Here is a 21477-nt window from a genome sequence, read left to right as displayed (position 1 = left end):
ACGGTCGACCTCCACGGTGCCCGCGACGGACGGCGCGCACGACGGCGGTCTCTTCCCGACGCCGCGCGGCACCTCACCGTGGTGGTTGAGGTTCCACTCCTGTGCCGGTGGCTGCGCGGACGGCCCGGGGACCGGTTCCTTAGCAGTCCACACGACTGAGTGCTAATCGCAATCTTGGCACTCGTCCCGGGAGAGTGCAAACCTTTGCGCGGATCCCGTGCCGGTCCCTGCCGAGGGCGGGCGACGGCGCCCGGCGGGCGGGCCTCAGCCCTGCCACTCCTCCCGGAGGATCCCGTAGAAGAGCCGGTCGTAGTACTGCCCGCCCACCTTGCGGGCCTGGCGGAAGCGGGCCTCCTGGGTGAAGCCGAGCTTCTCGGCGACCCGGCACATGCCCTCGTTGCCGCTCCACGTCTCGAGGTCGAGGCGGTGGGAGTCGGAGGAGGCGAAGAGGTAGCCGATCCACAGCCGCAGGGCCTCGGTGCCGTAGCCGCCGCGCCAGTGGTCCGGGGAGTAGACGGTGATCCCCAGGGAGCGCAGCGGCAGCAGGTGGGTGCCGGTCCCGGGGTCCTCGGTCGGCTTCTCGGTCCAGTACCAGGAGACCTGCCCGATGAACCGGTCGTCGCGCGCGTCGGCGATGACCATGGTCTCCCGGGGGCTCGGCCAGTCCCCGGCCTCGACGTGCCCGCGCAGGGTGGACAGCCAGCGCTGGGCGCCCTCGGCGGTGAAGTTGGGGTAGAACGGCCCGTCGGTGTGCTGCCACGCGTGCTCGCCGCCGTCCTCGGGGGGCATGATCCAGGCCTCGTACGCGACGAGGTCCTCCTGCGTCCAGTCCCGGATGCGTACTTTCTCGCCGTCGATCTGCACGGTGGGTCCTCTCGTGGGGCGGATGGGTCTCGGGGAGGCACGGTGGGGCGGAGCCCGTCAGGGCCCGGTGGCCGGGGGCGCCTGGCGGGGGGACGCAGGGGAGGACGGGGCGGGGTCGGCACCGCCGGGGGCGGAGACGTACGCGAAGGCGCCGGCGCCGAGGGTCAGGGCCCCGGCCACGACGATCGCGGCGAGCTCGCGGGCGCCCACCCGGGAGGCGGGGCGCTCGCCCCGGTGGGCGCCCTGGCGGGGACCGGCCTCGGGGACGTCGTCGAACTCGTCGCGGGGGAACTCCCCGGGCACGACGGGGTGCGCGCCGGTCACGTCAGGTCCCCGCGCTGGCGGCGCAGCCGGTCCACGAGCATCGGGGCGTGCTCGAGGGCGGCGCGGGTGTCGATCAGGACGTTGAGCCGCTGGTAGTAGCGGGTGGGCGACAGGCCCAGCCGGCGCCGGATCTCCATCTCCTTGGCCCCCTGGTACTTCCACTGCATGTTCTCGATTGCCAGGATCTGCCGGTCGGTCTCGTCCAGCCCCCCGGCGGGCGGTTCCTCCCCGGGCACGTCCTGGCCGGGCACGGCCTCTTCGGGCACGTCCTGGCCGGTCACCGCGGCTCGGCCCCGGGGCGCACGGAGAGGGTGGTCAGCTGGGCGTCCTCGCCCGCGTCGACGACGGCGCGCACCGCCGCCGCCACGGACTCCGGGCGGATGTAGCGCTCGGGCACGTACTCGTTGCCCAGGGCGGCCTGGATGTCCCGCTGCATCGCGGTGTCCACGGGGCCGGGGTGCACCGAGCTCACGGACACCCCGTCGGCCTCGACCTCCTGGCGCAGCGAGTCGGCGAGCGCCCGCAGGGCGAACTTGGAGGCGGCGTAGACCGCGTCCCCGGCGCGGGCGGTGAAGCCCGAGCCCGAGTTGATGAACACGACCGTGCCCCGGGCGGCGCGCAGGGCCGGCAGCAGCAGCCGGGTGAGCTCCGCGGGGGCCACGACGTTGAGCTCGAGCTGGGCCCGCCACTCGTCGACGGAGGCGCCCTCCACGGTCGTGCGCCCGGCGACCGCCGCGGAGTGCACGAGCACGTCGACCCGGTCGAGGTCCGCCACCACGCCCGGCAGGGAGGCGAAGTCGGTCAGGTCCGCGGCGCGGGCCGTGACGTGCGGCAGGGCGGCGAGCCCGGCGAGCCGGGCGGCGTCGCGGCCCAGGGCGAGGACGTCGTGGTCGCGGGCGAGGTCGGCCACGCAGGCGCGGCCGATGCCGCCGGTGGCCCCGGTGACGACGGCGACGGGGCGGTCTTCGGTGCGGGGAGCGCTCATGCGCCCACTCTAACCAGTCCCCCCGGAGCCGCCGACGCGGGGGTCCGCGGGGCTCCTGGAGTGCACGGGCCTCGCGGCCGCCCGCCGGAGGGGACGGCCGCGCAGTCCCGCCCGTGGCCCGTGGGCACCTCCTGCCGCCGGGCCCGCTCCCCCGGCCCCGCGCCGCCCGCCCCGTGCCGTGCCCGCGCCCCGATCGCGCCGCCGTGACGCCCCCGCGCGGCGGCAGGGCGCTCTAGAGTGGAGCAGACCGACCGGGCCCCGGCCCCGACCGCGCCACCGACCCCGAGGAGCACCCGTGAGCGAGCCGCAGCCGCTGGAGAAGATCATGGCCGAGGACTGGGCCGAGGCCCTGGCGCCGGTGGAGCCCCGGATCCGGCAGATGGGCCAGTTCCTGCGGGAGGAGCACGCCGACGGGCACCGCACCTTCCCCGAGGGGAAGGCCGTGTTCCGGGCCTTCGAGGAGCCCCTCGAGCAGGTCAAGGTGCTGATCGTCGGGCAGGACCCCTACCCCACCCCGGGCCACGCCATGGGCCTGGCCTTCTCCGTGCAGCCCCACGTGCGCCCCGTGCCCCGGTCCCTGCAGAACATCTACAAGGAGCTGCACGACGACCTCGGCATCGACCCGCCCGAGCACGGGGACCTTTCCGCGTGGTCGCGCCAGGGCGTCATGCTGCTCAACCGGGCCCTCACCGTCCGGGAGGGCGCCCCGGCCTCCCACCGCGGCAAGGGCTGGGAGGCCGTCACGGAGCGCGCCATCCAGGTCCTCGCCGCCCGGCAGCGCCCGCTCGTGGCGATCCTGTGGGGCAACGACGCCCGCAGCACCGCCAAGTGGCTGGAGGGCCACCCCACGGTCGAGTCCGCGCACCCCTCGCCCCTGTCCGCCTCCCGCGGCTTCTTCGGCTCCCGGCCCTTCTCCCGCACCGACGAGCTGCTCCAGCAGCAGGGCGCCGAGCCCGTCGACTGGCGGCTCTGAGCCGCCGGCCCGGCTCGGCTAGGGTGGATCGCATGACGACGACGCCCGGAGCCGGTCCCGCGAAGCCCCGCAAGCCGCAGCTGAACCTGACGGTGCGCGGGCGCGAGCAGCTGTCCCCGTCGATGGTCCGGGTCGTCCTGGGCGTCGACGAGCCGGAGCGCTTCCAGGACATCGCCCCGCCGGAGAAGTACGTCAAGCTCGTCTTCCTCGACCCCGCCCTCGACCACGGCCCGGACCCGGACTACTGGGCGCTCAAGGAGACCCTGCCGCCCGAGCACCAGCCGGTGACCCGCCACCTGACGATCCGGCGGTGGATCCCCGAGCGCGCCGAGCTGTGGATGGACTTCGTCCTGCACGGCGACACCGGCTTCGCGGGGCCCTGGGCCGCCCGCGCCGAGCCCGGGGACCGGATCATCGCCCTGGGCCCGGGCGGCAGGTGGGTCCCCGACCCGGACGCCGCCTGGACCCTGGTCGCCGCCGACGACGCCGCGGTCCCCGCCGCGCTCGCGGTGCTCGAGGCGCTCCCGGCGTCCGCGCGCGGCGAGGCGGTCCTGGAGGTGGCCTCCCCGCAGGACGTCCTGGCCGTGACGACGCCCGCCGGGGTGGCGGTGCGGTGGGTGTTCCGGGACCGGGGCGAGACCCTGGCGGAGGCGGTGCACGACGCCGCGTGGCCCGCCGCCCCCACCGGCGTGCAGGTCTTCGCCCACGGGGAGCGGGAGGCCATGAAGTCGCTGCGCGACGAGCTGCTCGGTCACCGGGGCCTGGACCGCGGCCAGGTCTCGCTGTCGGGCTACTGGGCGCGGGGCCGCACCGAGGACGTGTTCCAGGCGGAGAAGAAGCTGCCCGTCGGCCAGATCATCTGACCGGCCCCCCGCTGGGGTCCGGCGGCCTCAGCGGCGGCGGTTGCGCCGGGAGCTGGTCCCGTTGAGGTGGCCTACGAAGGGACGCATGAGGTACTTGCCGAGCACCACGCCCGAGGCCAGCGCCACGATCGAGGCCATGGCGTTGACGAGGCCGATGAAGCCCTCGCCCATGGTCTCCGTCTCGACCGTGACGGCGTACATGCCCCGGTAGATCGACAGGCCCGGCAGCAGGAAGGTCATGGCGGGGATGGCGAGCACGAGCTGCGGGATGCGGTGGCGGGCGGCGAGCACGGTGGCCACGCACCCGCTGACGACGGCCCCCAGGCCGGTGTCGAGCCGGGGCCCCAGCCCGGCGGCCGCCCCCGCGTGGTAGACGAGCATCCCGCACAGCGCCGCGGCCGCCGTGGCGGGCAGGTGCTGCGGTTTGGTCTGCATCGTGACGGCCAGCAGCGCCGTGCCCAGGAGCATGAACACGGTGTTGACCACCGGGTCCGGCGTGTCGAAGACGCTCTGCGAGACGTCCACGCGGGGCATCCCCAGATAGCCCGCCACGGAGACGCCGCCCGCGATCCCGGCGATGATCCCCAGGAACGCCATGGCGGTGGACAGCAGCCGTCCGGCCGCGGTGACGGGGAAGCCGTTGATCGCGTCCTGCATGGTGGAGACCATGCGGGTGGTGGGCAGGAGCATGATGATCCCGCCCGCGATGACCCGGGGCGGGGAGAGCTCCAGCCCGGACCAGGACAGCAGCAGCGCCACCGAGGTGAGGATGCCGGCGTTGGCCGCCAGCGCGAAGAACTCGGGGATCCGCCACGCGCCGAGGCGGGAGGAGACGACCTGCACGAGGATCGAGGAGAACCCCGCCACGAGCGCCCCCGTGGGGCCGCCGCCCATGCCGGCGGTGAGGGCCATGGCCGCGAGGACCGTGGCGGTCCAGACCATCCACTTGGCGTACGGCTTGGGCTTGGCGTTGATCTCCTCGAGGCGCCGCTCCGCCTCGGCGCGGGGCATCTCGCCACCGGTGATCTCGGCGACCAGCTGGTGGGTCTCGCCGAGGCCGGCGTAGTTGTCGGTCCAGGACCGGACGACCCGCATGACGGTGTGGCTGGAGGTGTCGGGGTCGTTGAAGACGTCCTCGCGGGTGCGCGTTCCTCCGCCGTCGGGGCCCCGGTCGGCGCCGTCGGCGATGTAGTTGATGGTCACCGCCTGGTTGGTGATGTCCACCTCGATGTTCTCCACGCCGTAGGTGGTGCACACGGCGAGGATCGCGTTCTCGACGTCGAGGGCGTCCGCGCCGTAGTGGAACATCGTCTCGGCGAGGCGCAGCGCGAAGTTGAGGGTCCGCCGCGCCTCCCGGCTCGTGGCCTCCCCGTAGCGGCGCAGGTTCGCGAAGGGCGAGGCGCTGAGCCGTTCGACGGCGCGCATGGGCGCGGTCGGGGCGCTGTCGCCGCGCATGATGGAGCGCAGCCGGGCGCGCCCGGGCCGGGCGGCCTCGGCGCGGGTGGAGGGGTAGGCGCCCCGCTGCATCCGGTCGGAGCTCTTGCCGGGCCGCGGGGCCGGGCCGATCGTCGTCGTCTCGGGGCGGGAGACGGGCCCCGCGTCGGTGCGCCGCCGCCGCCGGGCGGGGGCGGGCGCGGGCGCGGTCTGCGCGGCGGAGACGACCTCCTGGCGCGCCTGCGGGTCCTCCGCCCCGCGGTACTCGCGGATGAGGCGCGTGCTGAGCACGGGCAGCGGCTGGGGGGCGGTGGGCACCACGTCGAGCGTGGTCGTCTCCGCGCGGCGGCGCGCCTGCAGGGCCTGCGTCTCGGTCGGGCGCACCGGGGGCGTGCCCGCGCCGGGGAGGGAGGCCGGGCGGGCCGCGCCGGTGAGGGTCGAGGTCCCGCCGGGGCCGAAGGGCTCGGCCACGGCGGGGTCGGTCTCCTCCCCGGCGTCGGACGAGGGATAGGCGGCGAACGGGCGCAGGGGGGTGCGCTGGTCGGTCACCAAGCGGCGTTCCTCCTTCCTCGGCTCGATGCTCCTCCGGGGGTCCTCGGTGCGGGTCGTCACGGGCGCGGTCGCCGGCCGGGCCCCGCGGGACGGCGGGGCCCCGGCGGGCGGGCCGGCCGGGGGGATCAGTAGAAGGGCTGACCCGTGCGGCGGACCCACAGCTGGCGCTGGACCTTCTCCGCGACGTTGGTCCACACCGCGTACCGGGCGGGGCTGAGGACCTGGTCGTGGACGCCCACGAAGTCCACCACGGACTTGGTGAAGCTGGTCTTGAACAGGCCCAGCCCGTAGTAGGAGTGCTCCTTGTTCTTGAGCTGGTCGCTGGGCGGGGTGCCGCAGAAGTCGTACTCCGCGATCCCGTGCTCGCGCATGAGGTCGGTGATCGCGGTCCACTGGACGAGGTGGGAGTCGCCGTACTGGCGGCGCCGGGGCTTGGAGCCCCCGTCCTTGTACGTGCCCTTCCGGCCGTAGGCGATCACGTAGGCGCCCACCGAGGGCTCGCCGTCCTCGTAGGTGAAGTACAGCCGGCCCTGGCCGGCGCGCTCGAAGGTCGTCCAGAACTTCGCGTAGTACTCGTAGGAGCGCAGGTTCACGTTGGCCTCGCCCTGGCCCACGGTGTCCATGAGGGCGTACATCCGCCGCATGTTGTCCTCGGTGAGCTCGACGCGCTCGACCCGGCAGCCCTCGCGCAGGGCCCGCCGGACCGCGTTGCGCCCGCGGGAGTGCAGGGACTTCAGGACGGCCTCCTCGTCCTGGTCGGTCGCGAGGACCGCGGTGGAGTCGTTGGGCTGGATGTTGAAGGACTTCTTCAGCCCCGCCCGGGCGAGCACGCCGCGGGCGTAGTCGGAGTCCAGGACGTCCGGCTCGATCTTGACCGCGAAGACGTTCAGCCGCTGCTCCGCCACGAGGCGGGCGGTGGCCGCGGCGACGCCCGGGATGTCGTCGACGGACGCGACGTCCGGGCCCTTGATCATGTACCAGAGCTTGCCGAGGCCCGGCACGGACTTCTCCAGGACGAGGTTGTAGCCGGCCCGCGTGCCGTCCACGGGCTCGTGCACGAGGTGCAGGGGACGCCAGCCGTGGTCCGCCTTGACCTCCGCGAAGGACGCGGACTGCAGCAGGTTGCCGCCGTTGGGGTTCGCGGTGACGTGGCTGTCCCAGTCGGCGATCTCCTGGGGGGTGGCGAAGCGTGCGGTGAACTCGCGCAAGGCTCTCTCAATCGTCGGGGTCGGGGTGCGGTGCCGGAGGGGCCTGCCGGTGGGGGCCGGCCCCGGACAGTCTAACCGCGCGCACCTGAACGCGGCCTGACCTCGCACGACGGCGCCCGCCCACCGGAGGGTGGGCGGGCGCCGTCGGCGGCCGGGCGATGCCTACTCGGCGTCGTGGTCCGTCTCGAGGATGCGCACGAGCGCGTCGAGGGCCTCGTCGGCGCCCTCGCCGTCGGCCCGGAGGACGACCTTGTCCCCCTGGGCGGCACCCAGGGACATCAGCGAGAGCACGCTCGAGGCGTCCATCGCCTCGTCCTCGGGCTCGCCCTCGGCGGCGATCGTGATCTCGAGGTCGTACTCGCCGGCGGCCTCGGCGAAGATCGCGGCCGGACGGGCGTGCAGTCCGACGCTGGACGCGATGGTGGCGGTGCGTTCTGCCATGGTGGGTTCTCCTTCGTTCGGTGGGAGCGGGTGGTCAGGGGTGGCCCCGGTGCGCGGGAGCGCGCCGGGAGCCGGTCACAGGCCCAGTTCGGCGAGCACGGGCAGCTGGGCCCGCACCGCCGCGGCGGCGTCCTCCGCACTGGACTGGTCGACCGCGAGCTGCGCGAGCTCGCGGGCCGTGGTGAGGTCGACGGTGCGCAGGACCGCCGCGACCGCGGCCAGGGCCCGCGGGCTCATGGACAGCGTGTGCACGCCGAGGCCCACGAGCACCACGGCGAGCGCGGGATCGGCCGCGGCCTCCCCGCACACGCCCACGTTGCGGCGCCCGCCGCCGGCGGCCTCCGCGCGCAGGGCGCCCTCCACGGTGAGCCCGACCATGCGCAGCACGGCCGGCTGCCACGGGCTGTTGAGCTCGGCCAGCGAGCCCAGCATCCGGTCGGCGGCCATCGTGTACTGCGTCAGGTCGTTGGTGCCCAGGGAGACGAACTCGACGTGGCGCAGGATCTGGTCCGCGGTCACGGCCGCGGACGGCGTCTCCACCATGACCCCGGGCACCCGCAGACCGGCGGCGGCGACCATCGCGGCGAAGTCCCGCGCCTCGCCGGCCGCGGAGATCATCGGCGCCATGACCCACACGTGCGCGCCCGTGAGCTCACGGGCCCGGGCGATCGCTTCGAGCTGGCGGGCGAGCACGCCCGGCACGGAGCGGTCGGTGCGGTAGCCGCGCACGCCCAGCGCGGGGTTGGGCTCGTCGGTGTCGGTGAGGAAGGGCAGCGGCTTGTCGGCGCCCGCGTCCAGCGTGCGGACCACGACCTTCTTGCCGGCGAACGCCTCGAAGATGGCGGCGTACTGCTCCACCTGCTCCTCGACGGTCGGCTCCTGGTCGCGGCCCAGGAAGCAGAACTCGGTGCGCAGCAGCCCCACGCCCTGGGCCCCGGCCGCGGCCGCGGTGCGGGCGTCGTCGGGGGTGCCGACGTTCGCGTAGAGCGGGACCTCCGTCCCGTCCGCCAGCACGCCGTGGCCGTCGAAGGCGCTGCGCGCCTCGGCGCTGCGCAGCCACGCCTCCACGAGGGCCTGCTCCGTCAGCCCGGGCTCCGTGCGGACCTCGCCGCTGGCGCCGTCCACGAAGATCCTGGTGCCGTCCGAGATCGCCTCCACGCCCCGGGCGGCCACGATCGCGGGCAGCCCGAGGTTGCGCGCGAGGATGGCCGTGTGGGACTGCGGCCCGCCGCCGGAGGTCACCAGCGCCAGGACCTTCTCCGGGTCCAGCGTCGCGGTGTCCGCCGGCGCCAGGTCCTCGGCGGTCAGCACGAACGGGGTGTCCCGCTGCGGGATCCCCGGCATGGGCAGGCCCTGCAGCCGGGCCACCAGGCGGGCGCGCACGTCCTCGATGTCCGCCGCGCGCTCGGCCATGTACCCGCCGAGGGCCCGCATCTGGTCCGCGTAGGCGCTCGCCGCCTCCCACAGGGCCCGCTCGGGGGCGAGCCCCCGGCCGGTGATGAGCTTCGACGCGTTCTTCAGCAGCGCCTTGTCCCCCGCCATCAGGGCGGTGGACTTGAGCACGTCCGCCGCGTCCTTCTCGGTGGCGGCCTCCGCGCGGGCCTTGAGCTCGGCCTTGACCTCCGCCGCGGCCTGCTGGAGCCGCGCCACGGCGGCCTCGGGCTCCTCGTCCCGCAGGGCGAGGCCCGGGGCGGGCTCGCCGACCGGGGCCGGCATGCTCACGAGCTCGCCGATCACGCGGCCCGCGCACACCCCCACGCCTGTCAGTGTCTGCATGTCTACCTCTTCCTCGTGGGAGCCGTGGTCGATCAGGACTCCGGACGTGTCCGGTGCCGGCCGCTCAGGCGGTCGCCGGGACGGTCGCCGCGTCGTCGCGCGCAGACGCGGCATCGGCGACCTTACCGTGCGCCCCGCCCACGTGCTTGAGCCCGACGACCACTGCTGCTGTGACCACCGTACCGACCAGCACCGAAAGCAGGAACATCAGGGGATTGCCGATGACGGGCAGGATCCACACGCCGCCGTGCGGGGCCGCCGAGGTGACCCCGGTGGCCATGCTGATCGCGCCGGTCAGGGCGCCGCCGACCATGGAGGCGGGCAGCACGCGCAGCGGGTCGGCCGCGGCGAACGGGATGGCGCCCTCGGAGATGAAGGACGCGCCCAGCAGCCAGGCCGCCTTGCCGTTCTCGCGCTCGGCGATGGTGAAGTAGCGCCGGGCGATGGTCGAGGCCAGCGCCATGCCCAGCGGGGGCACCATGCCGGCGGCGATGACGGCCGCCATGATCTCCTGCGGGGCGGTGTTGACGGCGGTCGCGGCGCCCAGGCCCGCCGCGGCGAAGGTGTAGGCGACCTTGTTGATCGGGCCGCCGAGGTCGGCGCCCATCATGAGGCCCAGGATGGCGCCGAGCGCGAGGGCGCTGGCACCGGTCATGCCGTTGAGCCCCGCGGTCAGCCAGGCCATGAACGTGGCGATCGGCCCGCCGAGCACCAGCAGCAGCAGGCCGCAGGAGAAGATCGTGGCCAGCAGCGGGATGATGACCACGGGCATCAGGGAGCCCAGCCAGCGCGGCAGGCGCGGCTGCGCCAGCCAGTAGGCGGCGAGACCGGCCAGCAGACCGCCCACGATGCCGCCGAGGAAGCCGGCGCCCATGAAGTTGGCGACCAGGCCCGCGGCGAAGCCGGGGGCGATGCCCGGACGGTCGGCCAGCCCGTAGGCGATGTAGCCGGCCAGTGCGGGCACGAGCAGGCTCATGGCCAGGTTGCCCATCTTGAACAGCACGGCCCCGATGTACTGGGCGGCCGAGTAGTCCCCGAGGTTCCACAGGGTGGCGGTGCCGAGCACGTCGTCGGCGATGTTGGCGATGTCCGCGCCGGCGACCATGAAGCCGAAGGCCATGAGCAGACCGCCCGCGGCCACGAACGGGATCATGTAGCTCACGCCGGTCATCACGGCCTTGCGGATGCGCGTGCCCCAGCCCTCGCTGCCGCCCGAGGTGGCGGACTGGTCCGCGTCGCCGCCGCCGCCCTGCACGCGCGGGGCGTTCGGGTTCTGGGCGTTGGCCAGCGCCTCCTCGATCATGACCTTGGGCTCGTCGATGCCGCGCTTGACCGGGGAGGCCACGAACGGCTTGCCGGCGAACCGGGCCCGCTCGCGCACGTCCACGTCGGTCGCGAAGATCACCGCGTCCGCCGCCGCGATGACGGAGGGGTCCAGCTTGCTGAAGCCGGAGGAGCCCTGGGTCTCGACCTGGAGCTCGACGCCCATCTCCTCGGCGGCGTAGGTCAGCCCGTCCGCGGCCATGTAGGTGTGGGCGATACCGGTGGGGCAGGCGGTGACGGCCACGAGCTTGCGGCCCGCGTGCGGCGCGGTGCTCTCCACCCCGGTCGGGGCGGCGACCGCCGCGGCCGGGACCGCGGCGGCACCGGCCGCGGCGGCGGGCACCGCGGCCGCGGTGGTGGAGCCGGCGGCGTGGGCGCCGCCCTCGGCCGGGGCGACACCCTCCGCGGGGCCGAGCCCGAGCGCGCCGTCGACGACGCGGACGACCTCCTGCTCGGACTGCGCGGCCCGCAGCGCGGCCACGAAGTCCTTCTTCATGAGGGACCGGGCCAGCTTGGACAGCAGCTTCAGGTGCGTCTGGTCGGCGCCCTCGGGGGCGGCGATGAAGAAGACGAGGTCGGCGGGGCCGTCCTTGGCGCCGAAGTCGACCTTGGGCGCCAGGCGGGCCATGGCCAGCGTCGGGGCGGTGACCTCGGTGGAGCGGCAGTGCGGGATGGCGATCCCGCCCGGGATGCCCGTGGCGGTCTTGTTCTCCCGGGCGATCGCGTCGGCCAGCAGCCCGTCCAGCTGTCCGACGCGCCCGGCGCGCTGGACCATGGCGGCGAGCTGGCCGATGACGGTTTCCTTGTCGTCCCCCAGGTCCCGGTCGAGCGAGACCAGGTCGGGGGTGATGAGCTCGGACACGTTGTCCTCCTTGCGTGCGGGCCGGGCGGCCCGGGTGGTTCGGGGTGTGGTGGCGGTGCGGTGGCGGTGCGGTGGCGCGTGCGGGTCGTGCGGGTCAGCCGGAGACGGCGTGCGGGAACAGCTCGCGCACGGTGACCGCCTCCGGGGCGGTCTCGGCCAGGGCGGGGACGCGGGTCCCCGGCAGCGCGGCGGCCGCGGAGCCGGAGGCGACGGCCTGGCGCAGGCACTCGTGCGGGGCGTCCCCGCGCTCGTGGGCCAGCAGGTAGCCCGCGAGCGAGCTGTCCCCGGCGCCCACGGTGGAGCGCACGGCCACGGGGGCGTGCACGGCGTGCCAGGAGCCCCCCGGGACGGTCAGGACCGCCCCGCCGGCGCCGAGCGTGGTGAGCACGGCGCCGAGCCCCCGCGCCACGAGGGCCGCGGCCGTCGTGGCGGCGAGGTCGGGGTCCGCCTCGAGCCGCTCCCCGTTGCCGGTCCCCACGAGCTCGGCGAGCTCCTCGCCGTTGGGCTTGATGAGGTCGGGCAGCGCGTCGTCGTCGGAGGTGGCCCCGGACAGGGCGGGCCCGGAGGTGTCCACGGCGAAGCGGGGCGCCCGGGCGCCCAGCGCCGCGCGGACCCGGCGCACGATCCGGGCGTAGACGTCAGCGTCCGCGCCGGGCGGCAGGGACCCGGCGAGGACCACCCAGGAGGCGTCCCGTCCCCGGGTCGTCAGCAGCTCCACGACGGCCTCGAGCTGCTCCGGGCGCAGCGGGGTCCCCGGGGCGTTGAGCTTCGTGGTGGTGCCGTCGGGCTCGGTGATGGTGATGTTGGAGCGGATCGGCGCGCCGGCGGGCACGGCCTCGTACGGGACGTCCGCCGCGGCCAGCTCCGCCAGCAGCGGGTCACCGGCGTCGCCGGGCAGCAGCGCGAGGGTGGCGGTGCCGCTGGCGCGCAGGGCGCGGGAGATGTTGACGCCCTTGCCCCCGGCGTCCTGGCGGGCGCCGGAGGCGCGCTGGACGGCGCCGCGGCGCAGCGGGGCGGGCAGCTCGACGGTGCGGTCGAGGGACGGGTTGAGGGTGAGGGTGAGGATCACGCGACGATCACCTCGACGTCCGCCTTCTCGAGCGCCGTGGCCAGCGCGCGCCCGGGGGCGCGGTCGGTGATGAGGGTGTCGATGTCCGCGAGGGACGCGAAGCGCATGAGGGTCTCCTGATCGTGCTTGGCGGAGTCGCACAGGACGACGACGCGCCGGGAGGTCTGGACGATGGCGGTCTTGACGACCGCCTCGATGGGGTCCGGGGTGCTCAGCCCGAACTCGGCGTGGATCCCGTTGCACCCGACGAACGCGAGGTCGGGGCGCAGCCGGCCGTAGTGCTCCGCGGCCCGGCCGCCGGCGGCGGCCCAGGTCAGCTTGCGCACCCGGCCCCCGACGAGCTCGAGGCCGATGCCGGAGGCGTCCGCGAGCTTCGCGGCGATGTGCAGGGCGTGGGTGATGATGAGCTGCTCCTGCCCGTCCGGCAGCGTGGAGTCGGTCTTGACGATGAGGTCGGCCAGCGCCTCGACGGTGCTGCCGGCGTCCAGCACCACCGCGCCCGCGCCGCTGGTGCGCAGCAGCTCGAACGCGGCCTCGGCGATGCGCCGCTTCTCCGGGGTGTTGAGGTGCTGGCGCGAGTGGATCGCCTTCTCGTCGGAGGTCGACTGGTCCACGGACACGGCGCCGCCGTGCACGCGCCGCAGCCGGCCTGCCGCCTCGAGGGCTGCCAGGTCGCGCCTCACGGTCTCCATGGTCACGTCGAAGCGCCGGGCCAGCTCGGCACCGTTGACCCGGCGGGTCGTGGACACGAGCGTGGCGATCTCGGCCTGGCGTTCCTCGGCGAACATGGACTGCACCTCCCGGGCAGGGGGCCGACGATCGGCCCTGCGTTCCTATGAGTTTATGTGAGTTCGTGTGGTTTTGCTAGGGGCTGAGGTGATCCACTTCACGCGGCGTCGCAAGGCGCTCCGGCCGGCCCGCGCGGGCCCCGGCGCCGGGGGCGGCAGGTGCCCGGGCGCGGGCGTAGCCTGGGTCACGACCCCAGCGGCCCTCCCCGTCCCGCGAGCAGGAGCGCCACGGCCATGCTTGTCCGTCTCGTCCGGCAGTACACCGGCCGCTACCGGCCGTGGGTCCTCGCCGTCGTCGTCCTGCAGCTGACCGCCACGGTCGCCGCGCTGCTGCTGCCCAGCCTCAACGCCCGGATCATCGACGAGGGCGTCACCCGCGGGGACACCGCTCTGGTGCTGCGCACCGGCCAGGTGATGCTGGTCGTCGCGCTCGTCCAGGTGGCCGCCGCGGTCGCCGCGGTGTACTGCGGCGCCCGCGCGGCCATGGGCACGGGCCGCGACCTCCGCCGGGCGGTCTACCGGCGCGTGAGCTCGTTCGGCTCCCGCGAGGTCCAGCGCTTCGGCGCCCCGTCCCTGATCACGCGCGGGACCAACGACGTCCAGCAGATCCAGATGCTCGTGCTGATGACCCTGAACTTCATGGTCGCGGCCCCGATCATGAGCGTCGGCGGGATCGTCATGGCGCTGCGCGAGGACGCGGGCCTGTCCTGGCTCGTGTGGGTGGCCGTGCCCGTGCTCGCGGTGGCCGTGGGCGTGCTGGCCACCCGGCTGATGCCCCTGTTCCGGCGGATGCAGGAGCGGATCGACCGGATCAACGCGGTGCTGCGCGAGCAGATCGCCGGCGTGCGCGTCGTGCGCGCCTTCGTCCGGGAGGAGCACGAGTCCCGGCGCTTCGCCGCGGCCAACCGGGAGCTCACCGACGTCTCCGTGCGCATCGGGGCCCTGTTCGTGCTGATGTTCCCCGTGATCACCATGGTCCTGCACGTGGCCACGGCCGCGGTGCTGTGGTTCGGCGGCCTGCGCGTGGACGCGGGGCAGCTCCAGGTGGGCTCCCTCACCGCGTTCCTGCAGTACCTCCTGCAGATCCTCATGGCCGTGCTGATGGGCACCTTCATGGTCATGATGGTCCCGCGCGCCCTGGTCTGCGCCGAGCGGATCGGGGAGGTGCTCGGCACGGAGCCCTCCGTGCGCGAGCCCGCGGAACCGGCCGAGCCGGCGTCCGCGGCCGGCGTCGTCGAGCTGCGGGACGTCACCTTCTCCTACCCGGGGGCCGAGGCGCCCGTGCTCGAGGGCATCGGCCTCCGGGCCGCACCACCGCCGTCGTCGGCTCCACGGGCTCCGGCAAGTCCACCCTGCTGCACCTGCTGCCCCGGCTGATGGACCCCACGGGCGGGACCGTGCTGCTCGACGGCGTGCCCCTCCCCCGGCTCTCCCACGCGCAGATCGCCGCCCGCGTGGCCCTGGTCCCGCAGCGGGCCTACCTGTTCTCCGGCACCGTCGCCCCGAACCTGCGGCTGGGCCGGCCCGGGGCCACGGACGAGGAGCTGTGGGCGGCGCTGCGCACGGCCCAGGCGGAGGACTTCGTGCGACGGATGCCCGGGGGCCTCGACGCCCCGATCGCCCAGGGCGGCACGAACGTCTCCGGCGGGCAGCGGCAGCGGCTGTCCATCGCCCGCGCGCTGGTGGCCCGCCCGCGCGTGTACCTCTTCGACGACGCGTTCTCCGCCCTGGACGTCGGCACCGACGCCCGGCTGCGCGCGGCCCTCGGGTCCGTCACCCGCGACGCCACGGTGATCGTGGTGGCCCAGCGCGTGTCCACCGTCCGCGACGCCGACCAGATCCTCGTCCTCGACGGCGGGCGGATCACGGCCCGCGGCACCCACGAGCAGCTGCTGGGCTCCTCGGAGACCTACCGGGAGATCGTCGCCTCCCAGATCAGCGCCGAGGAGGTCGCCTGATGGCGGAGCCGGAGGCCCCTGCCCGCCGGGCGAGGCAGTTCTGGCCCTCGGCGGGCCGGCTGCTCGGCCTGCTGCGCCCGCAGTGGCCGGGGTTGGTCGTCGTCGCCGCGTTCGGGGCGGTGTCCGTGGTGCTCAACGTGTGGGCCCCGCTCGTGCTGGGCCGGGCCATGGACGTGGTCTTCGCCGGGGTCGTGGGCCGGGCCCTGCCCGCGGGCGCGTCCCGGGAGGAGGCCGCGCAGAACCTGAGGGCGCGCGGCGAGGACGGCCTCGCGGACATGGTGGCGGCGATGGACGTCGTCCCCGGCGCCGGCGTCGACCTCCCGGCGCTCGGGCGGCTGATCCTCCTGGTGCTGGCCATGTACCTCGTGGCCTCCGTGCTCATGTGGGCCCAGGGCCTGCTGCTCAACCGGCTGGTCATGCGGGTGGTCCACGACCTGCGCAACGCGGTGGAGGAGAAGCTCCACCGGTTGCCGCTGGGCTGGTTCGACGCCCGCCAGCGCGGCGACGTGCTCTCCCGGGTGACCAACGACGTCGACAACGTGCAGACCGCCCTCCAGCAGTCCTTCACCCAGCTGGTCCAGTCGCTGCTCACGGTCGTCGGCATCGTGGTGATGATGTTCGTGGTGTCCTGGCATCTGGCCCTCGTGGCCCTGCTCGCCCTGCCTTTCTCCGCCGTGGCGGCCGGGGTCGTCGGGGTGCGCGCCCAGCGGCTGTTCACGGAGCAGTGGCGGGCCACCGGCGCGCTCAACGGGCACGTCGAGGAGTCCTTCTCCGGCCACGAGCTGATCACGGTCTTCGGCCGGGAGCAGGAGATGGTGGAGCGCTTTGACGAGCGCAACGAGCAGCTGTACCGGGCGTCCTTCGGGGCGCAGTTCGTGTCCGGGACGATCATGCCCGTCATGCAGTTCGTCTCCTACCTCTCCTACGTGGGCATCGCGGTGCTGGGCGGGCTGCGCGTGGCCTCCGGGCAGCTGAGCCTCGGGGGCGCCACCGCGTTCATCCAGTACTCGCGCGAGTTCACGCAGCCGCTGTCCCAGATGGCGGGCATGGCCAACGCCCTGCAGTCCGGGGTGGCCTCCGCCGAGCGGGCCTTCGAGCTGCTCGACGCGGACGAGCAGCGCCCCGACGCGGCCCGCGCCCGCCTGCCGGAGCGGCCCCGGGGGCACGTGCGCTTCGAGCGCGTGTCCTTCTCCTACGACCCGGCTGTGCCGCTGATCCGGGACCTCTCCTTCGAGGCGCGGCCGGGGCAGACGGTCGCGATCGTGGGGCCCACCGGCGCGGGCAAGACCACTCTCGTCAACCTCGTGCTGCGCTTTTACGAGCTGGACGCCGGGCGGATCCTGCTGGACGGCGTGGACGTCACGGACCTGTCCCGCGCCGAGCTGAGGTCCACGGTGGGGATGGTGCTGCAGGACGCGTGGCTGTTCGGTGGCAGCATCCGGGAGAACATCCGCTACGGCCGCCTCGACGCCACGGACGAGCAGGTGCTGGCCGCAGCCCGGGCCACGTACGTGGACCGCTTCGTCCGTGCGCTGCCCGAGGGCTACGACACGGTGATCGACGAGGAGGGCGCCGGCGTGTCGGCGGGCGAGAAGCAGCTGATCACCATCGCGCGCGCGTTCCTGGCCGACCCGTCCCTGCTGATCCTCGACGAGGCCACGTCCTCCGTGGACACGCGCACCGAGCTGCTCGTGCAGCACGCGATGGCGGCGCTGCGCACCGACCGGACCTCCTTCGTCATCGCCCACCGGCTCTCCACGGTCCGGGACGCCGATATCATCCTGGTGATGGAGGAGGGCCGGATCGTCGAGCACGGCACCCACGAAGAGCTACTGGCCGTCCGCGGGACCTACCACCGGCTGCACACCAGCCAGTTCCACGCCCCGGCCTCCGCCGACGACGACGCCCCGCCCCGCGACCCCCAGGAGATCCCCTCCCATGACACCCCGTGAGCTCTACGGCCGACTCGCCCTCGCGGAGGCGGTGACCTGGACGCTGCTGATCCTCGGCATGGTCCTGAAGTACACCGGGGTCTCCGAGGCCTTCGTCCCCGTCTTCGGCACGGTCCACGGCGTCGTGTTCCTCAGCTACTGCGTGGTGACGTGCTTCGTGTGGGTGAACCAGCGGTGGTCCCCCGGCTTCGGGGTGCTGGGGCTGCTCAGCTCGGTCGTGCCCTGGGCCACGGTCCCGTTCGAGCGGCGGGCCGTGCGCACGGGCCGGCTGGCCGGCGGGTGGCGGCTCTCCCCCGGTGGGGAGCGGCCGGCCACCGCGCTGGAGCGACTCCAGGCGTGGGCCTTGCGCAGCCCCCTGCTCGCGGTGCTCACGAGCGCCGCCGTCGTCGCGGTGCTGACCTCGGTGCTGCTGTACCTGGGCCCGCCCGTCCCCCGCGGCTGAGCACGGGCCCGGCCGCGTCGGTTCCGGGCCGTGGACGCCCCGGTATAGCGTGGGCACCGGACGGCCCCGCCGACCGTCGGCGAGGCCGCGAGGAGGAACCCGTGACCAATTTCGCCAACGTCGAGCGCCGCCACCTCGCCGCGCTCCTGCGCCGGCTCGGCCCCGACGCACCCACCCTGTGCGAGGGCTGGACCACCCGCGACCTCGCCGTGCACCTCGTGCTGCGCGACGGCCGCCCCGACGTGCTGGCCGGCAGGGCCCTGCCGCAGCTGCCCGTGCTGGGCGAGCGCGCCCGGCGCTCCGAGGAGGCCGTCGCCGGGCTGCCGTGGGAGCAGCTCGTGCACAAGGTCGAGCGCCCGCCGCTGTACTCCCCGGCGCGGCTGGGCCCGGTGGACAAGCGGCTGAACACCGTCGAGCTCTACGTCCACCACGAGGACGTGCGCCGCGCCCAGCCCGAGTGGCACGACCGGCCCCTGCTGCACGACGAGGAGAAGGACCTCTGGCGGTCCCTGAACCTGCTCGCCAAGGTGATGCTGAACGACCAGCAGGACGCCGTGGTGCTCATCGCCCCGTCCTTCGGTGCGGTGCGCGGCGGGCGCGGGAAGACCGGCCGGGTGCGCGTGCTGCGCGGGACCCCGAGCGAGCTGCTGCTGTGGGCCTTCGGGCGCCGCGCGCAGGCGAAGGTCGAGGAGACCGTCGAGTAGGTCCGCGCACCCGGGAACGGACGCACGAGGGGGGCCGCGCGCGGCGCGGTCCCCCTCGTGCGTCCGGGCCGTCAGCGGAACAGGTCCGCACGCACCCCCATGATGATCCGGTCGCCCGGCTTCGCCGTGCGCATGTACCGGGCGACCTCGTGCTCGTGCAGCGCGATGCACCCGGCCGTGGGCTTCTTGTTCGCGTGCAGGAAGATCGCGAACCCGTTGCCCTGGACGATGGGCGAGTCCGGCGGGCGGTTGTAGTTGATCACTACGCCCAGCCGGTAGTCGCCGGACTGCGCGAAGTACCACATGTTCTCGTCCGGCCAGGTGTAGCCCGTGGACTCGAAGTACTTGTTGTAGAGCGTGCCCAGGCGCCCGCCCCAGCGGGAGTTGGGGTTGAGCTGGCGGTAGGGCAGGGCCGTGCCGGGGTTGTAGACCCCGAACGACTCCGTGACGGAGTAGGAGCCCTGCGGCGAGTAGAGGTACTGGGTGTGGCCGGAGGGCACGCCCGGCTTCTTGAACCCGCTCGCGCCGACGTTGGCGGAGGTCCGCCAGTCCTCGACGTAGCTGCCCCCGATGCGCACGCAGTTGATGAACGTGGCCGCCGACCGGCCGTAGCCCTCGGCGACGGCCAGGGACACCCGGGCCGCGTTGCGGGTGGGCTGCACGGAGCGGCCGTTGTTGAGGTTCTGGCACTCACCGCGGAACATGTACGTCCGGGTGCCCGACGACGCGTTCCACGTGATGATGCCGTTGCGGAACTTCTGGTACGCGGCGGCGCCGCCCTGGGGGACGTAGTCGCCGACCGGGTAGCCCAGGGCCCCGCGCTCCCAGCGCTGTTGGCCCCACTGCTGGCCCACGGCGCTCTTGAGGCGCACGATCCGCGCCCCGGTGGCGGGGCTCCAGTAGATGGACCGCCCGTTGGAGAAGGACTGCCGGCACCCGCCGTCGACCATTCCGCAGACTTGGTCGCCGACCGGGTAGCCGAGGGCCCCGCGCTCCCAGCGGTGCTTGCCCCACTTCTGGCCGATGGCACCCTTCAGGTGCACGATGCGCGCCCCCGTGGCGGGGCTCCAGAAAATCGAGTGGCCGCTGGAGAAGGACTGCCGGCACCCGCCGCCGGCCATCTCGCAGATCCGGTCGCCGGTCGGATAGCCGAGGGCCCCGCGCTCGGAGCCCAGGCGGGCCCACTTCCGGGCGATGTCCCCGTTCACGTGCACGATCCGCGCCCCGATGGCGGAGCTCCAGTAGATGGTGCGGCCGTTGGAGAAGGACTGCCGGCACCCGCCGCCGGCCATCCCGCAGGCCTCGTCCGCGACGGGCCAGCCGAGGGTGGCGACCGTACCCGTGGCGGCCCACTTCTGCCCGATGGCCCCTCGCAGGTGAACGTAGTGGGCCCCGTGGGCCTGCGACCACAGCACGACGCCGTTCGCGCGCGGCCACTCCCAGCCGCCGCTCCAGGCGCGCATGGGGGACGTGGGCGCGCCGGTCCGGGCGGCCTCGCGCAGGGCCGCCGCCTCGAGGGCCTGGCGCACCGCGGACGGGACGCCCGCGTTCTCGTCCACGTCCTCGGCGGCCGCGGCGGACTGGTCGTCCCGGGCCGTGGGCCGGGACGACGGCTCCGCGGTCGGGGCGGTGGTGGACCTGCCGGTGGACTCCGGGGCCGGGCTGCCGGGCGCGGTGCCGCCGGCGTCCGCCGCCGGCCGGGTCAGGGTGAGCACGGCGCGGGCCTCGGTGCCCGCGGGGTCCACGACGGCGTAGCTCACCTCGACGGAGGACGGGGCCTCGCCCGGGTCGGCGCCGGCCGGGTCGAGGGCGAGGACCGGGTGGGCGGGAACGTCCCAGCCCTCCGGCAGCGCGGCCGGGTCCGTGCCGGGCCCGACCACGCGCAGGGACCCGAGGCCGGTGGCGAGCTCGCCGCCGAGCTGCTCCCCGGCCGCGGCCGGGTCCACGAGCAGCACCCGCACCGCGGCCGGGTCGGCGAGCCCGTCGTTGGCCAGGACGTCGACGGCCCGGACGCCGTCGGCGGGCGTCAGCGCCAGCTCGTCGTCCTCCGGCGCGAGCGGCGCGGTGGTCTCCGCGGCCGCCTCGGCGGTCGCCTCGGTCGCCGTCCCGGTCGGAGCAGGAGCGGTCGCCGTCGCGCCGGCGGACGGGGAGGCCTCGCCGGGGCTCGCGGACGCCCCCGGCGCACCGGCGAGGGCGACGACGAGGCAGGCCGCGAGCGCCGTGGGGATGCGCAGTGCTGAGATCTTCATGGCAGGTCCCTTGCTGGGGGGTCAGTCGGTGAACTCGACGTAGTGGTCGGGGGTGGTGTTGTCGAAGACGCGCAGGGCCAGCTCGGCGTCGTGCGCGGCGGTGAAGGCGACCTCGAGGGAGGCGGACTCCCCGGGGGCGAGGGTCGGGAAGGTCTCCATCCGCACGCCCAGGGACTCGTCGAAGGCCGGGACGGCGGGCTCCCCGGCGGCCACCGCCACGGGGAAGGACCAGGGCACGGCGTCGACGGGGGCGGAGCCGGTGTTGGTGAGGGTGAGGGTGAAGACCTGGACGGGGGTGCCGGGGGCCGCGCGCACCGCGCGCTCCCCCGTGGTGGCGGGCCGCGGCCCCTCGACGACGGCCTCGAGGTTCTCGTCGAGGGGCTGGGGCGTGCCGAACCGCGCACCGGCGTCCCGGGTGGCGGTCTCGTCGTAGGGGGCCACGTCGTTGCCGGACGGGGCGGCGCTCGCCTCCGCCGTGACCGCGGCGGAGGAGGCGGGGGCGGACTCCGGGGAGGGCTCCGCGGTCGCCGACGCCTCGGCGGAGGGAGCCGACGCGGCGGAGGCGTCCGGCGACGTGGGGGCCGTCCCCCCGGCGCACCCGATGAGCGCGAGTGCGAGCAGGGCGGCGACGGCGGGGCCGCGGCACCGGCCGAACGATGCGGGCAGGGGAACTGTCATCAGGGCTCCTCGTCACGGTCCCGGGGCGGACC

18 protein-coding genes and 1 pseudogene are annotated in these 21477 nt (G+C 74.7%); 6 read left to right on the top strand and 13 right to left on the bottom strand.

The window, feature by feature from the left end; all coding sequences use genetic code 11:
• Nucleotides 1-264: 264 nt before the first annotated feature.
• Genes ACYSMR_RS12510 through ACYSMR_RS12495 form a run of 4 tightly spaced genes read right to left on the bottom strand, consistent with a single transcriptional unit; the run spans nucleotide 265 to nucleotide 2173 of the window.
• Complete coding sequence (locus ACYSMR_RS12510) at nucleotides 265-864, bottom strand: GNAT family N-acetyltransferase (protein ID WP_251334451.1); 600 nt, start codon at nucleotides 862-864, stop codon at nucleotides 265-267.
• 57 nt (nucleotides 865-921) lie between these two features.
• Nucleotides 922-1188, bottom strand: coding sequence for a hypothetical protein (locus ACYSMR_RS12505; RefSeq protein WP_461745600.1), 267 nt, complete (start codon nucleotides 1186-1188; stop codon nucleotides 922-924).
• The gene (locus ACYSMR_RS12500; protein WP_461745598.1) at nucleotides 1185-1454 is read right to left on the bottom strand and encodes a DUF3263 domain-containing protein; all 270 of its coding nucleotides are present in this window, start codon (nucleotides 1452-1454) and stop codon (nucleotides 1185-1187) included. The genes ACYSMR_RS12505 and ACYSMR_RS12500 overlap by 4 nt, the downstream gene beginning before the upstream one ends.
• Nucleotides 1455-1465: 11 nt before the next feature.
• Nucleotides 1466-2173, bottom strand: a complete 708-nt coding sequence (locus ACYSMR_RS12495; protein ID WP_251334450.1) for an SDR family oxidoreductase — start codon at nucleotides 2171-2173, stop codon at nucleotides 1466-1468.
• Nucleotides 2174-2468: 295 nt separating this feature from the next.
• Here ACYSMR_RS12495 and ACYSMR_RS12490 point away from each other — a divergent pair, with 295 nt between their 5' ends.
• The gene (locus ACYSMR_RS12490; RefSeq protein ID WP_461745596.1) at nucleotides 2469-3146 is read left to right on the top strand and encodes a uracil-DNA glycosylase; all 678 of its coding nucleotides are present in this window, start codon (nucleotides 2469-2471) and stop codon (nucleotides 3144-3146) included.
• Nucleotides 3147-3178: 32 nt separating this feature from the next.
• Entirely contained in the window at nucleotides 3179-4009 is an 831-nt protein-coding gene (locus ACYSMR_RS12485; protein ID WP_251334448.1) for a siderophore-interacting protein, read from the top strand.
• Between the two features lie 27 nt (nucleotides 4010-4036).
• Here the strand turns inward: ACYSMR_RS12485 and ACYSMR_RS12480 are convergent, their stop codons facing one another.
• From ACYSMR_RS12480 to ACYSMR_RS12450, 7 genes are all read right to left on the bottom strand, one after another.
• Nucleotides 4037-5992, bottom strand: a complete 1956-nt coding sequence (locus ACYSMR_RS12480) for a threonine/serine exporter family protein (protein ID WP_251334447.1) — start codon at nucleotides 5990-5992, stop codon at nucleotides 4037-4039.
• Nucleotides 5993-6120: 128 nt separating this feature from the next.
• Entirely contained in the window at nucleotides 6121-7203 is a 1083-nt protein-coding gene (locus ACYSMR_RS12475) for a lipid II:glycine glycyltransferase FemX (RefSeq protein WP_461745593.1), read from the bottom strand.
• A 162-nt stretch (nucleotides 7204-7365) separates the two neighbouring features.
• The gene (locus tag ACYSMR_RS12470; protein WP_251334445.1) at nucleotides 7366-7644 is read right to left on the bottom strand and encodes an HPr family phosphocarrier protein; all 279 of its coding nucleotides are present in this window, start codon (nucleotides 7642-7644) and stop codon (nucleotides 7366-7368) included.
• A 75-nt stretch (nucleotides 7645-7719) separates the two neighbouring features.
• Complete coding sequence (ptsP, locus tag ACYSMR_RS12465; protein WP_251334444.1) at nucleotides 7720-9420, bottom strand: phosphoenolpyruvate--protein phosphotransferase; 1701 nt, start codon at nucleotides 9418-9420, stop codon at nucleotides 7720-7722.
• Nucleotides 9421-9484: 64 nt separating this feature from the next.
• Nucleotides 9485-11605, bottom strand: coding sequence for a PTS fructose transporter subunit IIABC (locus ACYSMR_RS12460; protein ID WP_461745590.1), 2121 nt, complete (start codon nucleotides 11603-11605; stop codon nucleotides 9485-9487).
• A gap of 94 nt (nucleotides 11606-11699) precedes the next feature.
• Nucleotides 11700-12674 carry a 1-phosphofructokinase family hexose kinase gene (locus ACYSMR_RS12455; RefSeq protein ID WP_251334442.1) on the bottom strand — a complete coding sequence of 325 codons (975 nt, stop codon included), beginning with the start codon at nucleotides 12672-12674 and terminating at the stop codon, nucleotides 11700-11702.
• Nucleotides 12671-13462 (bottom strand): DeoR/GlpR family DNA-binding transcription regulator, encoded by a 792-nt coding sequence (locus tag ACYSMR_RS12450; RefSeq protein WP_251334441.1) that lies wholly within the window; start codon nucleotides 13460-13462, stop codon nucleotides 12671-12673. Before ACYSMR_RS12450 ends, ACYSMR_RS12455 begins: the two co-directional genes overlap by 4 nt.
• 234 nt (nucleotides 13463-13696) lie before the next feature.
• Between ACYSMR_RS12450 and ACYSMR_RS12445 the strand changes: the two are divergent.
• From ACYSMR_RS12445 to ACYSMR_RS12430, 4 genes and pseudogenes are all read left to right on the top strand, one after another.
• A pseudogene (locus ACYSMR_RS12445) lies at nucleotides 13697-15420 on the top strand (ABC transporter ATP-binding protein).
• Nucleotides 15420-17372: an ABC transporter ATP-binding protein gene (locus tag ACYSMR_RS12440; protein WP_461745587.1), complete on the top strand. Its 1953-nt coding sequence runs from the start codon at nucleotides 15420-15422 to the stop codon at nucleotides 17370-17372. The pseudogene ACYSMR_RS12445 and the gene ACYSMR_RS12440 overlap by 1 nt, the downstream one beginning before the upstream one ends.
• Nucleotides 17359-17814: a DUF3817 domain-containing protein gene (locus ACYSMR_RS12435; protein ID WP_309124989.1), complete on the top strand. Its 456-nt coding sequence runs from the start codon at nucleotides 17359-17361 to the stop codon at nucleotides 17812-17814. Before ACYSMR_RS12440 ends, ACYSMR_RS12435 begins: the two co-directional genes overlap by 14 nt.
• A gap of 101 nt (nucleotides 17815-17915) precedes the next feature.
• Entirely contained in the window at nucleotides 17916-18518 is a 603-nt protein-coding gene (locus tag ACYSMR_RS12430; RefSeq protein ID WP_251334437.1) for a TIGR03085 family metal-binding protein, read from the top strand.
• A 71-nt stretch (nucleotides 18519-18589) separates the two neighbouring features.
• Here the strand turns inward: ACYSMR_RS12430 and ACYSMR_RS12425 are convergent, their stop codons facing one another.
• Together ACYSMR_RS12425 and ACYSMR_RS12420 are read right to left on the bottom strand one after the other, a co-directional pair.
• The gene (locus ACYSMR_RS12425; RefSeq protein ID WP_461745584.1) at nucleotides 18590-20767 is read right to left on the bottom strand and encodes a L,D-transpeptidase family protein; all 2178 of its coding nucleotides are present in this window, start codon (nucleotides 20765-20767) and stop codon (nucleotides 18590-18592) included.
• Nucleotides 20768-20788: 21 nt separating this feature from the next.
• Complete coding sequence (locus tag ACYSMR_RS12420) at nucleotides 20789-21445, bottom strand: hypothetical protein (RefSeq protein ID WP_461745582.1); 657 nt, start codon at nucleotides 21443-21445, stop codon at nucleotides 20789-20791.
• Nucleotides 21446-21477: the final 32 nt, after the last annotated feature.

The organism is Kocuria sp. U4B, assembly GCF_054875615.1.
Note: the sequence above shows the minus strand (reverse complement) of the source record. Positions and strands in the feature narration are given on the sequence as shown.

What these genes read in the sequence shown, in the direction of transcription:
- ACYSMR_RS12495 (WP_251334450.1), bottom strand. Translation starts at nt 2,173, where the DNA reads ATGAGCGCTCCCCGCACCGAAGACCGCCCCGTCGCCGTCGTCACCGGG.
- ACYSMR_RS12485 (WP_251334448.1), top strand. Translation starts at nt 3,179, where the DNA reads ATGACGACGACGCCCGGAGCCGGTCCCGCGAAGCCCCGCAAGCCGCAG.
- ACYSMR_RS12470 (WP_251334445.1), bottom strand. Translation starts at nt 7,644, where the DNA reads ATGGCAGAACGCACCGCCACCATCGCGTCCAGCGTCGGACTGCACGCC.
- ptsP (WP_251334444.1), bottom strand. Translation starts at nt 9,420, where the DNA reads ATGCAGACACTGACAGGCGTGGGGGTGTGCGCGGGCCGCGTGATCGGC.
- ACYSMR_RS12450 (WP_251334441.1), bottom strand. Translation starts at nt 13,462, where the DNA reads ATGTTCGCCGAGGAACGCCAGGCCGAGATCGCCACGCTCGTGTCCACG.
- ACYSMR_RS12440 (WP_461745587.1), top strand. Translation starts at nt 15,420, where the DNA reads ATGGCGGAGCCGGAGGCCCCTGCCCGCCGGGCGAGGCAGTTCTGGCCC.
- ACYSMR_RS12435 (WP_309124989.1), top strand. Translation starts at nt 17,359, where the DNA reads ATGACACCCCGTGAGCTCTACGGCCGACTCGCCCTCGCGGAGGCGGTG.
- ACYSMR_RS12425 (WP_461745584.1), bottom strand. Translation starts at nt 20,767, where the DNA reads ATGAAGATCTCAGCACTGCGCATCCCCACGGCGCTCGCGGCCTGCCTC.
- ACYSMR_RS12420 (WP_461745582.1), bottom strand. Translation starts at nt 21,445, where the DNA reads ATGACAGTTCCCCTGCCCGCATCGTTCGGCCGGTGCCGCGGCCCCGCC.